Annotated in this window: 21 protein-coding genes; 19 read left to right on the top strand and 2 right to left on the bottom strand. The window is 70.0% G+C overall.

Features of this window, described 5'->3' with window-relative positions; genetic code table 11:
* Positions 1-29 precede the first annotated feature (29 nt).
* The 11 genes from folP (at position 30) to HUN08_RS16020 (ending at position 8653) form a co-directional block, all read left to right on the top strand.
* A complete protein-coding gene (gene folP / locus HUN08_RS16070) occupies positions 30-920 on the top strand; it encodes a dihydropteroate synthase (protein WP_124247139.1) in 891 nt (296 codons plus the stop codon).
* Positions 913-1299 (top strand): dihydroneopterin aldolase, encoded by a 387-nt coding sequence (gene folB / locus HUN08_RS16065; RefSeq protein WP_124246979.1) that lies wholly within the window; start codon positions 913-915, stop codon positions 1297-1299. Before folP ends, folB begins: the two co-directional genes overlap by 8 nt.
* Positions 1296-1868: a 2-amino-4-hydroxy-6-hydroxymethyldihydropteridine diphosphokinase gene (gene folK / locus HUN08_RS16060; RefSeq protein ID WP_124246980.1), complete on the top strand. Its 573-nt coding sequence runs from the start codon at positions 1296-1298 to the stop codon at positions 1866-1868. Before folB ends, folK begins: the two co-directional genes overlap by 4 nt.
* On the top strand, positions 1865-2389 hold the full coding sequence (locus HUN08_RS16055) for a DUF3180 domain-containing protein (RefSeq protein WP_124246981.1): 525 nt from the start codon (positions 1865-1867) through the stop codon (positions 2387-2389). Before folK ends, HUN08_RS16055 begins: the two co-directional genes overlap by 4 nt.
* A 71-nt stretch (positions 2390-2460) precedes the next feature.
* A complete protein-coding gene (locus HUN08_RS16050; RefSeq protein WP_124246982.1) occupies positions 2461-3486 on the top strand; it encodes a DUF6779 domain-containing protein in 1026 nt (341 codons plus the stop codon).
* 168 nt (positions 3487-3654) lie between these two features.
* Positions 3655-4632 carry a Rossmann-like and DUF2520 domain-containing protein gene (locus HUN08_RS16045; protein WP_124246983.1) on the top strand — a complete coding sequence of 326 codons (978 nt, stop codon included), beginning with the start codon at positions 3655-3657 and terminating at the stop codon, positions 4630-4632.
* On the top strand, positions 4632-5576 hold the full coding sequence (gene panC, locus HUN08_RS16040) for a pantoate--beta-alanine ligase (RefSeq protein ID WP_124246984.1): 945 nt from the start codon (positions 4632-4634) through the stop codon (positions 5574-5576). Before HUN08_RS16045 ends, panC begins: the two co-directional genes overlap by 1 nt.
* A 41-nt stretch (positions 5577-5617) precedes the next feature.
* Positions 5618-6052 (top strand): aspartate 1-decarboxylase, encoded by a 435-nt coding sequence (panD, locus tag HUN08_RS16035; protein ID WP_124246985.1) that lies wholly within the window; start codon positions 5618-5620, stop codon positions 6050-6052.
* A complete protein-coding gene (locus HUN08_RS16030; protein WP_124246986.1) occupies positions 6052-6852 on the top strand; it encodes a type III pantothenate kinase in 801 nt (266 codons plus the stop codon). The genes panD and HUN08_RS16030 overlap by 1 nt, the downstream gene beginning before the upstream one ends.
* The gene (locus HUN08_RS16025; protein WP_124246987.1) at positions 6852-7508 is read left to right on the top strand and encodes a TetR/AcrR family transcriptional regulator; all 657 of its coding nucleotides are present in this window, start codon (positions 6852-6854) and stop codon (positions 7506-7508) included. The genes HUN08_RS16030 and HUN08_RS16025 overlap by 1 nt, the downstream gene beginning before the upstream one ends.
* Before the next feature lie 194 nt (positions 7509-7702).
* Positions 7703-8653: an SDR family NAD(P)-dependent oxidoreductase gene (locus HUN08_RS16020; RefSeq protein WP_301546766.1), complete on the top strand. Its 951-nt coding sequence runs from the start codon at positions 7703-7705 to the stop codon at positions 8651-8653.
* Between the two features lie 48 nt (positions 8654-8701).
* Here HUN08_RS16020 and HUN08_RS16015 read toward each other — a convergent pair whose 3' ends face one another.
* The gene (locus HUN08_RS16015; protein WP_124246988.1) at positions 8702-9229 is read right to left on the bottom strand and encodes a LysM peptidoglycan-binding domain-containing protein; all 528 of its coding nucleotides are present in this window, start codon (positions 9227-9229) and stop codon (positions 8702-8704) included.
* A gap of 317 nt (positions 9230-9546) precedes the next feature.
* On the opposite strand from HUN08_RS16015, the gene HUN08_RS16010 reads away from it, so the two are divergent.
* The 6 genes from HUN08_RS16010 (at position 9547) to HUN08_RS15985 (ending at position 13626) form a co-directional block, all read left to right on the top strand.
* A complete protein-coding gene (locus HUN08_RS16010; RefSeq protein WP_124246989.1) occupies positions 9547-10002 on the top strand; it encodes a rhodanese-like domain-containing protein in 456 nt (151 codons plus the stop codon).
* Between the two features lie 76 nt (positions 10003-10078).
* Positions 10079-11620, top strand: a complete 1542-nt coding sequence (lysS, locus tag HUN08_RS16005) for a lysine--tRNA ligase (protein WP_124246990.1) — start codon at positions 10079-10081, stop codon at positions 11618-11620.
* Between the two features lie 73 nt (positions 11621-11693).
* Positions 11694-12104 (top strand): DUF5313 family protein, encoded by a 411-nt coding sequence (locus HUN08_RS16000; protein ID WP_124246991.1) that lies wholly within the window; start codon positions 11694-11696, stop codon positions 12102-12104.
* A gap of 5 nt (positions 12105-12109) precedes the next feature.
* Positions 12110-12775 carry a hypothetical protein gene (locus tag HUN08_RS15995; protein ID WP_124246992.1) on the top strand — a complete coding sequence of 222 codons (666 nt, stop codon included), beginning with the start codon at positions 12110-12112 and terminating at the stop codon, positions 12773-12775.
* 33 nt (positions 12776-12808) lie between these two features.
* Positions 12809-13174, top strand: a complete 366-nt coding sequence (locus HUN08_RS15990) for a DoxX family protein (RefSeq protein ID WP_124246993.1) — start codon at positions 12809-12811, stop codon at positions 13172-13174.
* Between the two features lie 29 nt (positions 13175-13203).
* Positions 13204-13626, top strand: coding sequence for a hypothetical protein (locus HUN08_RS15985; protein WP_124246994.1), 423 nt, complete (start codon positions 13204-13206; stop codon positions 13624-13626).
* Between the two features lie 69 nt (positions 13627-13695).
* Here the strand turns inward: HUN08_RS15985 and HUN08_RS15980 are convergent, their stop codons facing one another.
* Positions 13696-15252, bottom strand: coding sequence for a FadD3 family acyl-CoA ligase (locus HUN08_RS15980; RefSeq protein ID WP_124246995.1), 1557 nt, complete (start codon positions 15250-15252; stop codon positions 13696-13698).
* A gap of 43 nt (positions 15253-15295) precedes the next feature.
* Here HUN08_RS15980 and HUN08_RS15975 point away from each other — a divergent pair, with 43 nt between their 5' ends.
* Positions 15296-16594 carry an acyl-CoA dehydrogenase family protein gene (locus HUN08_RS15975; protein ID WP_124246996.1) on the top strand — a complete coding sequence of 433 codons (1299 nt, stop codon included), beginning with the start codon at positions 15296-15298 and terminating at the stop codon, positions 16592-16594.
* Positions 16591-17430 (top strand): SDR family oxidoreductase, encoded by an 840-nt coding sequence (locus HUN08_RS15970; RefSeq protein WP_124246997.1) that lies wholly within the window; start codon positions 16591-16593, stop codon positions 17428-17430. The genes HUN08_RS15975 and HUN08_RS15970 overlap by 4 nt, the downstream gene beginning before the upstream one ends.
* The last annotated feature ends 16 nt before the right edge of the window (positions 17431-17446 follow it).

The raw sequence follows: 17446 nt of genomic DNA, 5'->3' as shown, positions 1-17446 counted from the left end.
CTGACCCGACCACCGACGCCGTGCGGATCATGGGCGTGCTGAACGTGACCGCCGATTCCTTCTCCGACGGCGGGCGCTACCTCGACGTCGACGCGGCGCTGGCCCATGCGCACCGACTCGTCGCGGACGGCGCCGACATCGTCGACATCGGCGGGGAGTCCACCCGGCCGGGGGCGCATCGCGTCGACGAGAAGACCGAGACGGCGCGGGTCGTGCCGGTGATCGCCGACCTGGCGAGCGACGGTGTCACGGTCTCGGTGGACACGATGCGCGCGGGGGTCGCCGCGGCCGCCATCGAGGCCGGCGCCTCCTATGTCAACGACGTCTCCGGCGGGCGGGCCGACCCGGCGATGGCCACCGTCGTCGCGCAGGCGGGGCTGCCGTGGATCCTCATGCACTGGCGGCCGCTGACCGAGCGCGCCGCGAATCGATCCCGTCCGTCCGCCGACGCCCCCGGCGCGGAGGCGGATCCGTACGGGCCGGACGACTTCACGCACCGGGCCGGGCAGACCGGCGCCTACCGCGACGTGGTCGGCGAGGTCAGCGGTGAACTGCTCGCGCAGGTCGACTCGGCGGTGGCCGCCGGGGTCGACCCCGACCGGTTGATCCTGGACCCGGGCCTGGGCTTCGCCAAGAACGCCGAGCACAACTGGGAGTTGCTGCGCGGATTGCCGACCCTGGTGGGGCTGGGCTTCCCGGTGCTCGTCGGGGCGTCGCGCAAACGCTTCCTCGGTTCGTTGTTGGCCGGTCCCGACGGAGTCGACCGTCCGCCGGCCGGCCGGGAGGCGGCGACCGCCGCGGTATCGGCACTGGCGGCGGCCGCCGGGGTGTGGGGAGTGCGCGTCCACGACCCGGCGGCGAGCCGGGACGCGATCGCCGTCGCCCGGGCGTGGCGGGGAAGAGGGGAATCAGATGGCTGACCGGATCGAGCTGACCGGGTTGCGCGTGCGCGGGCACCACGGCGTCTTCGACCACGAGCGCCGCGACGGGCAGGACTTCATCATCGACGTCTCGGTGTGGCTGGACCTGTCCATCGCCGCCGAGAGCGACGAGCTCACCGACACCCTCGACTACGGCGCGCTCGCCCAACTCGTCCACGACATCGTCGCCGGAGCGCCGCGCAACCTGATCGAGAAGGTCGGCGCCGAGATCGCCGAGGCGGTGATGGCCGACGAACGGCTGCACGCGGTGGAGGTCACCGTGCACAAGCCGTCGGCACCGATCCCGCTGGACTTCGCCGACGTCGCCGTCGTGACGCGGCGTTCCCGCAAGACGATGTTGGCGCGGGGGCAGCAGTGACATCGGTCGCGGTGCTCTCGGTCGGCTCCAACCTGGGGGACCGGTTGGCCCATCTGGCCTCCGTGGTCGACGGCTTCAAGGACTCCGGCGACCGGATCGTCGCGGTGTCGCCGGTCTATTCGACGCCGCCGTGGGGTGGGGTCGAGCAGGAGGACTTCGCGAATATCGTGCTCATCGTCGAAGGCCCGCGCGACGGGCTGTCCTGGTTGCGGCGCGGAGCCGAACTGGAGGCGGCGGCCGATCGTCGACGGGAGGTCCGCTGGGGTCCGCGCACCCTCGACGTGGACGTCGTCGCCGTGCGCGACGCGGCCGGTGTCCCGGAGTTCAGCGCCACCGAGGAGTTGACGCTGCCGCATCCGCGCGCCGCGGAGCGCGGGTTCGTATTGATCCCGTGGCTGGCCGCGGACCCGGATGCCCGCCTCGATTTTCCCGACGGCGCGACAAGCAGGGTCACCGACCTGGTCGCCGCCCTCGCCCCGTCCGAGCGTGACGGAATCACCTGCCTCGACGTCGCACTCCCCGGCGCCGGGAGCGCAGCGAGCGGGCCGAATGAATCGGGTGGTCGATGACGGCGCCCTCGCCCGGCCCCGACGACCCGGAGGGGCGGCTCGGCCCGACCCGGGTGCGCGACCTGATCCTGCTGGCGGTGGGTGCCGCGATCCTCGGCTGGGTGTTGATCGCTTTCAACTTCGGCGACTTCCCGATCATCCGTTGGTACACCGGTGCGGCGCTGTTCGTCTTGGCTGCCGTCGAGGCGGTGGTGGCCCTGGTGGTCCGCCGTCGCGTCGCCGACAACGAGGTGGGACAGGCCCGCGAACAACTGCACCCGCTGACCGTCGCACGGCTGGTCGCGCTGGCGAAGGCGTCGGCGATCGTCGGTGCCGTGGCCGCCGGGGCGTGGGGTGCGATCGCCGGTTACCTGTTCCACCTGCAGGACGTAGCCAGCGCGAATGCCAGCAAGGCGGGTAGCATCATCGGAGCATTGGGGGGAATCGCGCTCGTCGTCGCGGCGCTGTGGCTTGAGCAATGCTGCCGCGCGCCCGACGATCCGACCGACGACGGTCAGGTGCCCAACCCGGATGCAGCCTGAGGTGTGGGCGTCGGCGACTCTCCGGCGCAACCTCAGCCGATTTGGGATGATAGACGGGTAGGTTCACGATTATGACGACGAGCGAGGGTCGTTCGGCCGGAAAGCGCAGCGCAGGGTCACCGCGCGGTGCAGGGCAATGGTTCCTCGGTCTCCTGATCGTTCTCGCCCTCGTCGCGAGCTGCCTGATGATCTGGAGCAAAGAGCTCTCCGTCAGCGCCTCCGTCGCGGTGGTCGCCGCGTTGTGGGCGGCCGTGCTCGGCGCCATCGGGATCACTCGCTATCGCCGCCAGGCCGAGGTCGCCGAGGCCCGCGGCCAGGACATGCGGCTGGTCTACGAGTTGCAGTTGGAGCGCGAGATCGCGGCCCGGCGCCAATACGAGATGGACATCGAAGCGCAGATCCGCGCCGAGGTGACGGCCGAGGCGAACCGCGACCTGCACGAATTGCAGCAACAGATCGCCGCCCTGCGGGCGAGCCTGGAAGCGATGATGGGCCAGCCGCTGCCGGAGCAGCGGGTGGCGCTGCCCAACGAGCGGTTGCGGGAACTCGCCTCGTCGATGTCGACCTACACACCCGACGACAGTGTTCTGGCGGCGACCGACTTCGCGACGACGGCACCGCCGTCGGCCGACGGCCGCCACGCCCCGCCGCCGCAGGGTGGCCGCAACGACCTCACCGAGATCATCCCCGTCGTGGAGGAGGAGCCGGCGCCGGAACCGTTCGCGCCCTTCGGCGCCCCGCCGCAGACCTTCGGCGCGGGTCAGCCGACTGCCGCGCCCACCTCCGAATCGACCCATACGCCCAGCTGGTCCGGTGCCCAGGCGTACACCGCCGGGGCGTATGTCCCGCCGACGACCGAAACGGCCGAGCCCGCCGACGTCGCCGAACCGGTCGATGTGATGGGGATTCCCGAGCCGGTGAGCGATGCGGCCGAAGAGGCGCAACGCGAGGCGCCCACCGAGTCCTGGGTGACCCCGTCGAGTTCCGCGCCGTCCGCCGGAGCGGGTCGCCGTCGCCGGGCCGAGGGCCAGCACGAATCCGGTCGCGGCATCTCCGCGGCCGAGCTGTTCAACCAGTTGCGCGGCGAGAACAGCTGATACGCGTTTCGGCCTCCGGCCGGGGTCGGCGGGGAGTCCGTCCCGACCATCCGGGTGAGGCCGGTCACACCGCGTAGGCAGTACCTGCGCAATCGCAGTATCCTTGGACCGCAAACGTCTGGTACCCGCCGTCGGTGGTGGGACTGGAACGACTCTGGAGGATCCACGGTGACTGATTCACCGCTGCTCGGTGTTGCCGATCCGTCGGCGCCCGCGCGTTTGGCCGTGGGCCTCGTCTCGGCCGGGCGCGTCGGAACCGCGCTGGCCCAAGCACTCGAATCCGTCGGGCACGTCGTCGGCGCCGTCGTCGCGCGCTCGGACCAGTCGCAGGAGCGGGCGCGGCTGCGCCTCCCCGATTCCGAGGTCTTCGCCGACGCCGACGAGGTGGCGGCACGCAGCGAACTGCTGATCCTGGCCGTCCCCGACGACGAGTTGCCGACCGTCGTCGCCGCATTGGCCGACGGCGGGCGGGTCCGCCCGGGCACGATCGTCGTGCACACCGCCGGCGCACACGGCACCGGCGTTCTCGCACCGCTGACCGCGCTCGGCGCGCTCGCGGTGGCCGTCCACCCGGCGATGACCTTCGTCGGGGCCGCCGAGGACACCCGGCGGATGCAGTCCGCCTGCTTCGCGGTCACGGCCGACGACGAGATCGGATTCACCGTCGGCTCGTCGCTCGTCTACGAGATCGGCGGGCAGCCGGTGCGGATCGGCGAGGCCGACCGCACGCTGTACCACGCCGCCCTCGCGCACGGGGCGAACCACCTCGTCGCCCTCATCGACGACGCCGTGACCGTGCTGCACTCGGTGATCGAACGGGCCGATGCCGACGGGGCCCCGCTGCGTTCCGCGCAGGAGATGCTGACGCCGCTGGTCACCGCAGCGCTGGACAACGCCCTGCAGATGGGGCCCGCGGCGCTGACCGGGCCGGTCGCCCGGGGCGATGCGGATGCGGTCGCCGCGCACCTGAACGCGCTGACCCGGTGGGGGAAGACCGCTCCGGCCGCCGATACGACCATCGTCGACGCCTATCTCATGCAGGCCCGCCGGGCCGCCGCCCATGCCCGCCCGTCGCCCGCCCTGGCCGCCGTGCTCGGCGGCGCGGCGAGCGGACCGGGTCGATCCGACGAGTCGGGGGAGGCGTGATGAGCGACCTGTCGTCGGCGTTCACCCCGGGTGAACTGACCGTCCACCGCGATCCCGCGACGATGCACAAGGTGACCGCCGCGTTGCGCGCCACCGGTAGACGCGTCGTGCTCGTCCCGACGATGGGCGCCCTGCACGACGGCCACCTGACGCTGGTGCGGGAGTGCCGCGCGGCGGGCAACACCGTCGTCGTCGTGTCCATCTACGTGAACCCGCTGCAGTTCGGCGCCGGGGAGGACCTCGACGCCTACCCGCGCACCTTCGACGAGGACTGTGCCAAGCTGCGCGCGCTCGGCGTCGAATTGGTTTTCGCGCCCACCGATGCGGCGATGTATCCGAACGGTCGGCGCACCACGATCCATCCCGGTCCGGTCGGGGAGATCCTCGAGGCGAAGTCGCGGCCCACCCACTTCACCGGCATGCTCACCGTCGTCGCGAAGCTGCTGACGATCGTCGCCCCCAACGCCGCCTACTTCGGGGAGAAGGACTATCAGCAGCTGGTGCTGATCCAGCAGATGGTCACGGATTTGAACCTGCCGGTCGACGTCGTCGGCGTCCCGACGGTCCGCGAGTCAGACGGCCTGGCCATGTCGTCGCGCAACCGCTACCTCGACGAAGAGCAGCGCCGGTTGGCGACCACGCTTTCGGCCGCGCTGACCGCCGGTGCCCATGCCGCACCAGCCGGGGCCGACGCGGTGCTGACCACCGCCCGGTCCGTCCTCGACGGGGTGGACGGAGTGGATGTCGACTACCTGGAACTACTGGGCCGCGACCTGGGGCCCCCGCCGGAACGGGGCGACGGCCGCCTGCTCGTCGCGGCGCGTCTGGGCACCACGCGGTTGATCGACAACGTCGGCGTCGCGATCGGCGTCTCCCGCACCGACGAGCCCGAACCGCTCCCGCTCGCCCCCGGCGACCAGCCGCAAACCTCAGCCAGACCCTGACACCGCAGACCTCGCAGACCACAGACCTCACGGAGGAACCCATGTTTCGCACCATGATGAAGTCCAAGATCCACCGCGCGACGGTGACGCAGGCCGACCTGCACTACGTCGGTTCGGTGACCATCGACGCCGACCTGCTCGACGCCGCCGACCTGCTCGAGGGCGAGCAGGTGTGCATCGTCGACATCGACAACGGCAACCGCCTGGAGACCTACGTGATCGCCGGTGAGCGCGGGACCGGGGTCATCGGGATCAACGGCGCCGCCGCGCATCTGGTACACCCCGGCGACCTCGTCATCATCATCGCCTACGGCGTGATGAGCCCCGAGGAATTGGCCGACTACTCGCCGGCCGTCGTGTTCGTCGACGAGCACAACCGAGTGCTCACCGAGGGCACCGATCCCGCCGACGTCCCCGCCGGTTCCGGACTGAAGGATCCGCGCGGACGCGAGAGCCTCGTCGCGTCGATCGCCTGATGCTGCTCACCGCTGCGGTCGGCAACACCAATATCCACCTGGGCGTCTTCGCCGGCTCGGGGGATCATGCGACGTTGGTGCGGGATTGGCGCATCCACACCGATCCGTACCTCACCGCCGACGAGCTGGAACTGTTGATCCGCGGTCTCCTCGGCCCGGACCTGGAACAGGTGACCGCGGTCGCTGCGCTCTCCACGGTGCCCTCGCTGCTGCGCGAACTGCGGGCGATGGTCGACAAACACTTCGGTGCCGGACCGCATGTGCTGCTGGAGCCCGGGGTGCGGACCGGGGTGCCGCTGCTGGTGGACAACCCGAAGGAAGTGGGCACCGATCGCGTCGCGAACGCCGTCGCGGCCAGTGGTAACTATCCCGGTGCCCCGACGATCGTCGTCGCCTTCGGCACGGCCACCGTCGTCGACGCGGTTTCGGCGAAAGGCGAGTTCCTCGGCGGGGCGATCGCGCCCGGGGTGAATCTGGCGGTCGACGCGCTGAGCGAGCACACGGTGACGGTGCGCCGCGTCGAGTTGCGCCCGCCGCGCAGCGTGCTGGGCAAGAACACCGTCGAGGCATTGCAGTCGGGGATCCTGTTCGGCTTCGCCGGCCAGGTCGACGGGTTGGTCGACCGGATTCGCGACGAGGTGCCCGACTTCGATTCCGACGACACCCGCGTCGTCGCGACCGGCTACCTTGCGCCGCTCATGGTCGGCGAATGCGAGACCATCACCGACCACCACAGCTTCCTCACCCTCGACGGTCTGCGCCGCGTCTACGAGCGCGTCAAAGCGGGCAAGTCGCGCTGATGTCGTCGGGCGAGACCGAGAACCCGGCGGGTGAGGACAAGCCCGGTCGGCGGACCCGCGCCAACGGCGAGGCGTCGCGGGCGAGGATTCTCGACGCGGCAACGGAGATCGCCGGCGAACTCGGCTACGACGGCACCTCGATCGCACTCGTCAGCGGGCGGAGCGGGTTGCCCGCGAGTTCGATCTATTGGCATTTCGCCAACAAGGACGAGCTGATCGCCGCGGTCATCGAGCGCAGCTTCGCCGAGTGGCTGGCGGCCTGGGAGGTGCCGGAATCCGGATCGGGACGAGAGCGACTGATCCATGCGACGGTCGCCGTGGCGCAGGCCCAGGCGTCGTCACCGGACTTCCTGCGACTCGGCCTGACGCTCGCGCTCGGTCGGCGTCCGGTCGAACCGCGGGCACGCGAAGTCTTCCTGCGTGTGCGCGAGACGGCGTTGGCGACGGTCCGCGCGGCCCTCGCCGAGCAGTTCCCCGACCTCGACGGGCAGGCCGTGCAGCAAGTGGCCGTCTACGCGATGGCCGGTGCCGACGGCCTCTTCATCGCCCGCGAGATCGGTGCCGACGAGGGGGAGGCAATCGACAGTGCTGCCCTGTTCGATCTGCACGCGCACGCGATCCTCGCGGTCATCGACCGCCTCCGTACGGCAGATTGAGTGCCGACCTCGACGGTGGTCGGGTGGATCCGGGGTGGTCGAGTGGATCCGGGGTGGTCGAGTGGATCCGAGCCCCTGGGCGAGGAACCGTATCGAGACCCCGCAACCGGGCCTCGCCGACCGCACCATTGACCGAACCCAACCCTCCCGATACTGTAGCGATCACTACAGCAACAACGACGAGGGAGAACAGGGTGCCCGAGACGATCGTGATGACCGGTGCGACGCGCGGCATCGGCCGGGTGGCGCTCGACGAACTCGCACGACGAGCCGCGCCGGGTTCGACGTTCGTGATCCTCGCCCGTGAACCGGGTGGGTCGGCCTTGGCGGATGAGATGTCGGGCGCCGGGCACGCCGTCGTCTCGATCGACACCGACCTCTCGTCGCTGGCGAGCGTGCGAGCGGCCGCCGCGCGCCTGGCCGATGAGTTGGCGCACGGCAACCTCCCGCCGCTGCGGACGATGGTCGCCAACGCCGGCATCCAACACGTCGACGACCTGACCGAGACGGTCGACGGCTTGGAATCGACCTTCGCCGTGAACGTGCTGGCCAACCACGTCCTGCTTCAGGAGTTGGCGCCGTCGCTCACGGCCGGGGCGCGCATCGTCGTGACGGTCAGCGACACCCACTTCGGCGACCTCCGGCACAACCTGGGAATGGTCCCCGGGCCGAGATGGCCCGACGACCCGAGTCGGCTCGCGCGGATCGGAGCCTTCCCCGAACCGTCGTCGGTGACGGCCGGGCGGACCGCCTATTCGACGAGCAAGCTCGCCGCGATCTACCTGGTGCACGAATATGCGCGTTGCCTGCCGGCGGGGGTGAGCATCGTCGGCTACAACCCGGGGTTCGTCCCGGGGACGGACCTCACGCGGCATGCGGGAGCGCTGTCGCGGTTCGCGGTGCGGCGGATCATGCCGCTCATGACGCTGACTCCGCTGGCCACCTCCGCGTCGGCGGCGGGCCGCTACCTCGCCGACGCGGCGCTCGGCGCGGTCGAGGTCGAGTCGGGCGGCTATCTCGATCGCAACGTCGCGGCCCGCTCGTCGGAGGAGTCCTACGACGAGGAGCGGGAGGGGCGGCTGTGGCAGGCGCTGGAAGAGCTGCACGCGCAAACCCCGCAGAACAAGACAAACCCCGCACCGTGAAGGTGCGGGGTCTGTCCGAAACTGCTGGGTTTGCAGTACCCGGGCTCCCTACGGGAGCTTGATGACCTGACCGACGTTGATCAGGTCCGGGTTCGCGATGCCGTTGAGCGACGCGAGCTCGGGGTACTTGTTGCCGTCACCCAGGAAGCGCTCGGCGATGGCCCACAGGGTGTCGCCCTCGACGACGGTGTAGGTCTTGGCCGGAGCCGGTGCCTCGTTCGACGCGGCCTGCGCGACTGGAGCGTCGGTCACGGTCTTGGAGCTCCACTCGCCCTTGTCGCCGACGTACAGCACGACGTTGCGGTCGTCCTGCAGCACCAGGCGCGCACCGGCACCCGAGGTCTTGGTCGACCAGACGCCCTCGTCGGAGCCGTTGTACAGGACGAAGTTGCCGTCTTCCTGCACGGATGCGCGGACGGCGCCCTTGCCGTTGGTCTTGGTCGACCAGACGGCCTTGCCGCCGTCGGTGAGAACCAGGTTGCCGTCGTCCTGCAGCGTCAGCGTGTAAGCGCCGTTTGCCGAGGTCAGCGACTGTCCGGTGCCCAGGCGGTCACCAACGTTGAGAGTGTCACTCATGAAAAATCCACCTTCACTTCGATTGTTCGGCCGTGCCCTGCACGGTGCCCGCTCCACCCTAGTCACATCTGGGTGCACCGGCATGAACCGGTAGTGAATTTTGATGGATTTTGCGTCATGGGGCGCGAAAAGGTTGAGCGACGACGAGTGGGCATGACAGACTGGTCGTCGTGATCAAGCGTTGTCGGAAGTGTTGTCAGGGCTGAGCTGCCTCATCAGCAACGTCGTTTTGCTGTGGCGCCGGCCCGGAGTCCGCTTCCCGACCATCCGCTTTACTCGCCCGTCTCGGGCTCGAGTGATCACCCGAAAGTTCTCAGATGACCACCGCCACCCTGGCTCCTGTTTCTTCCTCCGCAACCACGTTGCCCGCTGCCCCCATCCAGGCACCCGCCCTCGACACCGCGCTCTCGGTGCCCGCCCGCGACTTCCGAGCCGCGCTCGACGCCGGGCTGCGCGCGGTCGACATCCGCACGCAGGCGCAGCGCAGCGCCGACGGCGCGGTCCACGGCGCCTTGGCGCTCGATCCGCTCGACGCGCTCGAGCGCCTGACCCCGGGCACGGCATCCGCCCTGCGCGCCGCATCCGCCGATGCCCGCTGGCTGTTGATCTCCGACGACGGGGACGACGCCGAGTGGCTGGCCTGGCATTTGCGGGCGCGCGGCGTCGCCGGGGCGGTGTTCCTGGCCGGCGGCCACGACGCCCTTCGGCGCCGCGGCCTCAACGGCCCGCTCAGCGTCGGCGAACTCGCGATGGTCGCCGACCACCCGCAGTAGACCACCGTCGTTCGGCAGTTGGCCGCGGCGGTCTCGATTCGGGCTCCCCGCGCGTGCGGGGATAAACTCGGCAGCCGTGACTGACAACGAGCGCACCGCTGCCGTCGACGATCTGCCCGAGCAGCTGCGGATTCGACGCGAGAAGCGCGACCGCATCCTCGCCGAGGGTCGTGAGGCCTATCCCGTCGAGGTGGCGCGCACCCACACCCTCGCGCAGATCCGCGCCGAGTACGGCCAGCTGGAGGCCGGCACCGAGACGGGCGTCGAGGCGGGGGTCGCCGGTCGTGTCATCTTCCTGCGGAACAAGGGCAAGCTCTGCTTCGCCACGCTGCAGGAGGGCGACGGAACCCAGCTGCAGGTGATGGTCAGCTTCAACGGGGTCGGCGAGGAATCGCTGGCGCGGTGGAAGTCCGACGTCGACCTCGGCGACATCGTGTTCGTCCACGGCCAGATCATCTCGTCGCGCACCGGCGAGCTGTCGGTGATGGCCGACGAGTGGAGCCTCGCCTCGAAGTCGTTGCGCCCGCTGCCCGTCGCGCACAAGGACCTCAACGAAGAAACGCGCGTGCGCCAGCGCTACGTCGACCTCATCGTCCGTCCGGAGGCCCGCGAGATCGCGCGCACCCGCATCAAGGTGATGGCCGAGCTGCGCGCCTTCCTCGACGGCCGCGGCTTCCTCGAAGTCGAGACGCCGATGCTGCAGACCCTGCACGGCGGTGCCGCGGCCCGCCCCTTCGTCACCCACTCCAACGCCTTCGACATGGACCTCTTCCTGCGCATCGCGCCGGAGCTGTTCCTCAAGCGCTGCGTCGTGGGCGGCATCGACCGCGTCTTCGAGGTCAACCGCAACTTCCGCAACGAGGGCGCCGACTCCACGCACAGCCCCGAGTTCGCGATGCTCGAGACCTACCAGGCATACGGCACCTACGACGATGCCGCGGAACTCATCCGCAGCCTCGTGCAGACCGTGGCGGAAAAGGCGCTCGGCACCCTCACCCCGACCATGCCCGACGGCAGCACCTACGACCTGTCCGGTGAGTGGACCACGCTCTCGATGTACCCGTCGCTGTCGGAGGCGCTGGGCCGCGAGATCGTCCCGCAGCATGAGAAGGACGGCGTCGCGCAGGGCACCACCGTCGATGAACTGCTCAAGATCGCCGACGACGCCGGACTCGACATCCCGGCCGGCAAGGGCTACGGCCACGGCAAGCTCGTCGAGGAGCTGTGGGAGCACCTCGTCGGGTCGAAGCTCGACGAGCCGGTCTTCGTCCGCGACTTCCCGGTGGAGACATCGCCGCTCGTCCGAGCCCACCGCGACATCCCGGGGGTCGTCGAGAAGTGGGACCTCTACGTGCGCGGATTCGAGCTGGCCACCGGCTACTCGGAACTCGTCGACCCGATCATCCAGCGCGAGCGCTTCGTCGACCAGGCCCGCCTCGCCGCGGCCGGCGACGACGAGGCCATGGTGCTCGACGAGGAATTCCTCGCGGCGATGGAACACGCCATGCCGCCGACGGCCGGCACCGGGATGGGTATTGACCGCCTGCTCATGGCGCTCACCGGACTGGGTATCCGGGAGACGGTGCTCTTCCCGCTCGTCAAGCCGCGCGCCGACTGACGCCCGACCTCCCTGGGAACCTCCCCGGGGGATGGGTCAAAGGTCCCGGGGAGCCACCTCCTAAACTGGGGGCGTGAGCAACAAAGAGCGCCCGCGCCCTGGATTCTGGGAGTTCATCCCGTACGCCTACGGCAGGCGCACGTATGGCAAGCGCCCGCTGCCGGCGAAATACAACGAGTGGGTCCGCGAGGACAATGCCGGACCGGGCGCCACGCGCCGCGTCGTCTGCCGGTTCATGCTCCCCGTCGTGCTGCTCATGTCGCCGTTCCTGCTGACCTATCGGTCGGTCGGCTGGGGTACGGCGATCATCGTCACGCTCCCGATCATCCTGGGCGCCCTGTACTTCTGCTTCGTGTTTGACAAGTACTACCGACGCGCGACGCTGCGCCGCCACGGGTTCGACGAGGCATTGGCCGACGAGGTCGTCCGGCGCAAGCACGCCGCCGAGCACCTGGAGTACGAGAAGCGCCACGGTCGCGCCTGAGTCTCATGGACGGCGCGGATCCCGACGTGCTCGCGTCGATGACCCCTGTGCTCGATCCCGGCGGCAAGTCCTATTTCCTGGTGCCGGTGGCGATGTCCGGGCCCGCGCTTCGACGGGCGGTCCTCGCGACCCTGGTCCACAACGCGGGAAGCGGCTACGGCGCCGACCCCGAGTGCGACTTCCCGGCGACGCCGTTCACCGCCGACGAGGTGTTCCGCATCCGAGTCCGGCAACGCGCCAATTCGTGGAGCTACGGCCGGGCGCTGGCGATGGCCGTGGCGACCGGCGCACGGCTCGTGACCACGCCGAACGGCATGCTCATGGGTGCCGGCGGCAACTGGCCCACCCGCTTGTTCAGCCAGCGTGGCGGGACCACCTGGGGCGACGTCTTCGTGCTCAACGCCGGGAAGAACGTCGACGCGACGACGGTGCTGCTGGCCGCGACCGCCGCGGCCGCGCCGGTCTACGAGCGAGGCGCGCGCCTCGTCGAGGGGAGGCTGCACCTCGATCGGTTGCTGCACCACGAGGAAATCCACTCCCAGCAGTGGGCGCGCTACGGGCGGACCCGCTTTGCGGCGGCGTATCTGCGCGAACAGTCGCGTGCGGTGCTCACCGGACAACCCAATCGCTTCGAAGTCGAGGCCGGGCTGCGCGACGGCGGATACGCGTAACGGGGTCCGCGGGTCGGTACTACGGTTGTCCGCATGACCGTCGCGTACTGGATCCTCGCGGGCCTGACCGCCGCCTTCTACCTCTACTCGGGCGTCCTCAAGGCGGTGCGCAGCGCCGAGCAGTTGCGGCCGATGATGGGCTGGGTCGATTCGGTGCCGATGACCTTCGTGCGCACCATCGGCGTGCTGGAGATCCTCGGTGCGATCGGGTTGATCCTTCCACCGCTGACCGGGATCGCGCCGTGGCTCGCGTTCGCCGCGGCCATCGCCTTCTTCCTCCTGCAGATCGGTGCGACGACATTGCACCTGCGGCGCGGCGAATCGAGCGTCGTCGGGTTGAACCTGGTGCTGCTCGTCGAGGGGGCACTACTCATCTGGCTGGCGACCATCTGGCTCTGACGAGCCGAAACCTTCGAGAGGGGATTGCGATGACTGAGTACAAGATTAGCTTCGGGGTGGCCTTGGCGGCCGCCGCCGCCGTGATGGTCGTGGGTGCCGGGTCGGCGACAGCGGCGCCGCCGTCGGCCTTCCTGGGATCGTGGGACGGCCACGGGCGCCAGATCGTGGTCAAACCGGGCGGCGCGGCGACCGTCTCAGTGGCGTCGGGCGCGGCCAACGTCGAGAAGTGGACCGCGAAATGGGGGCCGGCAGAGGGGCGGATCGACGTCGCATTCGTCAAGCGCACCTTCCACCACGGTGACACCGCGGACTTCGGGATCAAGCCGGGTAAGCACTGGCTGGGCCGCCTGACGACGGTCCGGGGATACACCGTCCTTGAGTTCAACCCCGGCCTGCAGGGCGTTTACTGGTGTCGGCCCGATGCGGGCCGGGCCGGAGTGTGCGGCGCCTGAGTCCCTTCGGCGATTCGCGGTCGGCGGTGCACAGCGACGGCCGCCCTCCGGTTGGCGACACGGCAGGCGTCACCCCAGTTCGCGCTTGAGGATCTTGCCGGCGGCGTTGCGCGGGAATTCCTCGACGACGACGATGCTGCGCGGCACCTTGAAGTTGGCCAAGTGCTCGCGGGCGTGTGCGAGCACCGTCTCGGTGTCGACGTCGGCGCCCGGCTTGGTGGTCACATAGGCGCGGCCGACCTCGCCGAGCCGTTCGTCGGGCACCCCGATCACCGCGACCTCGGCCACCCCGTCGGCCCGGGCCAGTACCTGTTCCACCTCGGCCGGATAGACGTTGAAGCCGCCGCAGATGTACATGTCCTTGAGCCGGTCGGTGATCCTGAGGTTGCCGTGTTCGTCGACCGTCCCGACGTCGCCGGTGTGCAACCAGCCCTCGTCGTCGATGGCCTTGGCGGTCGCGGCCGGATCGTCGAGGTAGCCGCGCATGACCATCAGGCCGCGGGTCAGCACCTCGCCGGCGCCGTTCTCGTCGGGACGGTCGAGCCGCACCTCCATCCCCGGGTACGGCCGCCCGCAGGTCGTCGCGACGGTCACCGCATCGTCGTCGTCGGTGCAGGTGGTGATGAATCCGCTGGTCTCGGTCTGCCCGTAGGCGGTGAGGACGCTTTCGACGCCGAGGTCGGATTGCAGTCGCTCGATGAGGACGACGGGCACGACCGTCGCACCGGTGACCACCAGCCGCAGCGAGGACAAGTCGTGCCGTGCGCGCTCGGGGTGGTCGAGGATCGTCTGGAAGACGGTCGGTGCACCGGGGAACACGGTGATCCGGTGCGCGGCGATCGCGCGCATAGCGGTGTCGGGGGAGAAGACGGCCAGGGGGATCATCGTCGTGCCGAAGAGCACGCTGGGCAGGATTCCCGCCTTGTAGCCGAAGGTGTGGAAGTAGGGGTTCGCCTGCAGGTAGCGGTCGTCGGGCCCGAGGTGCCCGTTGGCGCCCCACGCGCGTGCGCCGGCCAGGGTGTGGCGGTGTTCGGCGAGCACCCCCTTCGGGGCCCCGGTGGTGCCCGACGTGAAGAGGATGTCGGACAGGTCGGTCTCGGCGACGGCATCGGCGCGGGCGTCGGCGGCGGCCAGGTCGGTGCCGCGTTCGACGAATCGGTCCCAGGCGACGGCCGGCGGCGGTGTCTGGCCGGTGGCGGCGAGGTCGATGCCGACGACGATCCGGCCGTCGCTCACGCTATGCCCGGTGAGATCGGCCAGCCGGTTGGTACCGACGAAATCCTCGACGGTCACGATCACGCGGGCATCGGCGCGGGTGATGATGTCGGCGGCCTCGCTGATCGTGTAGCGGGTGTTGAGCGGGACCAGCACGGCGCCCGCGTAGTGGGTGCCGAGCGCGGCGATCGGCCAGTGGTAGCTGTTGGGCGCCCAGATCGCGACGCGGTCGCCGGGTTCGATGCCGGAGGCGATCAGCGCGGCGGCGAAGCGCCGGACCTGCTCGAGCAGGTCGGTCCAGGACAGACTGACCGGTGTGCCCCACTGGTCGTCGAGGACGGCCACCTGCTCGGGCCACTGCTGGACGCTCAGTCGCAGGGCTTGCGGGGTGGTCGTCGCGGGCGCCGTCATAGGAAGAAACCTAACAAATGCTTGGTAGGTTAGGCTAGAGGTCATGACGTCGATCAACCTGGCCGACCGAGCCGTCGACCTCGGCGAATGGGCGGCGGACACCCCCGACGCCGACGAGGTCTTCGCGCGGTCGGTGCGCGCCTGGCTCGACGAGAACCTGGCGGGCGACTTCGCCGATCTGCGCGGCCGCGGCGGACCAGGCAGTGAGCACGAGTTCTTCGCCGAGCGCCTGGCCTGGGATCGTCACCTCGCGCAAGCCGGCTGGACCTGCCTGGGCTGGCCGTCGCGCTACGGCGGGCGCGGCGCGACGATGAGCCAGCGCATCGTCTTCCACCGCGAATACGCCCGCGCCAACGCACCCGCGCGCGTCAACCACCTCGGCGAGGAACTGCTCGGGCCGACGCTCATCGAGTTCGGCACCGAGGAACAGAAGCAGCGGTTCCTGCCCGGCATCGTGAACGTCACCGAACTGTGGGCGCAGGGCTACTCCGAGCCCGGCGCGGGATCCGACCTCGCCGGCGTCTCGACGACCGCCCGGCTCGACGGCGGGCAGTGGAAGATCAACGGCCAGAAGATCTGGACCTCGTTGGCCCACCACTCGCAATGGGTCTTCGTCATCGCCCGCACCGAACCCGCCTCGGTCCGCCACGCCGGGCTCTCCTTCCTCCTGGTGCCGATCGACCAACCCGGCGTCACCGTCCGGCCGATCCAGCAGCTCACCGGGACCTCGGAGTTCAACGAGGTCTTCTTCGACGACGCGGTGACCGACGCCGACCTCATCGTCGGCAAGCCCGGCGACGGCTGGCAGGTTGCGATGGGTCTGCTCCAGTTCGAGCGGGGTGTGTCGACGCTCGGGCAGCAGGTCGGGTTCGCGCGCGAGCTGGACAACCTGGTCGCCGTCGCGAAGGCCAACGTATCGGTCGACAACCCGGAGATCGCCGCCGCGCTCAAACGGGCCCGCGTCGAGCTGACCGTGATGCGCGCGCACGCGCAGCGAACCCTCGACTCCGCCCTTGCCGATGCCGGATCGGTCCGCACCACGCACGGCTTCGACACCGCGGCCGGCGACGCGTCGGTCGCCAAACTGCTCTGGGCCAACTGGCACCGGCGCCTCGGCGAGTTGGCGATGCGGGTAGTCGGCGCCCCGTCGCTCGTCGGGCCGGCGACGACCTCGGAGGGCGTGCCCAACGATGTCACCGACCCCGAGCACGTCGAACTCGACGAATGGCAGCGGCTGTTCCTGTTCACCCGCGCCGACACCATCTACGGCGGATCGAACGAGATCCAGCGAAACATCATCGCCGAGCGTGTGCTCGGCCTACCCCGAGAGGCCCGCGCATGAACGACCGTCCCGTCTCCCCGCTGGCCGCCGTGCCCGACGAGATCGGCGGCCACGACCTGCTCGTCGGCAAGAAGGTCGTGGTGACCGCCGCGGCGGGCACCGGCATCGGATTCGCGACGGCCCGTCGGGCCCTACTCGAAGGCGCCGACGTCCTCGTCTCCGATTTCCACGAGCGCCGCCTCGGTGAGACCGTCGCGACGCTGGCCGGCGAATTCCCCGATCAGCAGGTTGTCTCCCATGTCTGCGACGTGTCCAGCACTGAGCAGGTCGACGCCCTCATCGCCTCGGCGGCCGAGCAGTTGGGCCGCATCGACGTGCTGGTCAACAACGCCGGTCTCGGCGGCGAGACTCCCGTCGTCGACATGACCGACGAGCAGTGGGACCGCGTCCTCGACATCACCCTGAACAGTTGCTTCCGCGCCACCCGCGCGGCGCTGCGCTACTTCCGCGACGCGCCCCACGGTGCTGATGCCGGGTCGCCAGCTCCCCGTGGCGGCGTCATCGTCAACAACGCCTCGGTACTCGGCTGGCGTGCCCAGCGCGGCCAGGCCCACTACGCCGCGGCCAAGGCCGGGGTGATGGCCCTGACCCGCTGCTCCGCCGTCGAGGCGGCCGACTACGGCGTCCGCATCAATGCGGTCGCCCCGTCGATCGCCCGCCACCCGTTCCTGGCCAAGGTGACCAGCGACGACCTCCTCGATGAACTCGCCTCCCGCGAGGCCTACGGCCGCGCCGCCGAGGTCTGGGAGATCGCCGCCACCATTGCGATGCTCGCCAGCGACTACACCACCTACCTCACCGGGGAGATCGTCTCGATCTCCAGCCAGCGAGCCTGACCGCCCCCACCCGGCG

The organism is Gordonia sp. X0973, from assembly GCF_013348785.1.
In the GTDB taxonomy this organism is placed as follows: Bacteria; Actinomycetota; Actinomycetes; order Mycobacteriales; family Mycobacteriaceae; genus Gordonia.
The sequence above is the reverse complement of the archived record's forward strand: the minus strand, read 5'-3'. Positions and strand labels throughout refer to the sequence as shown.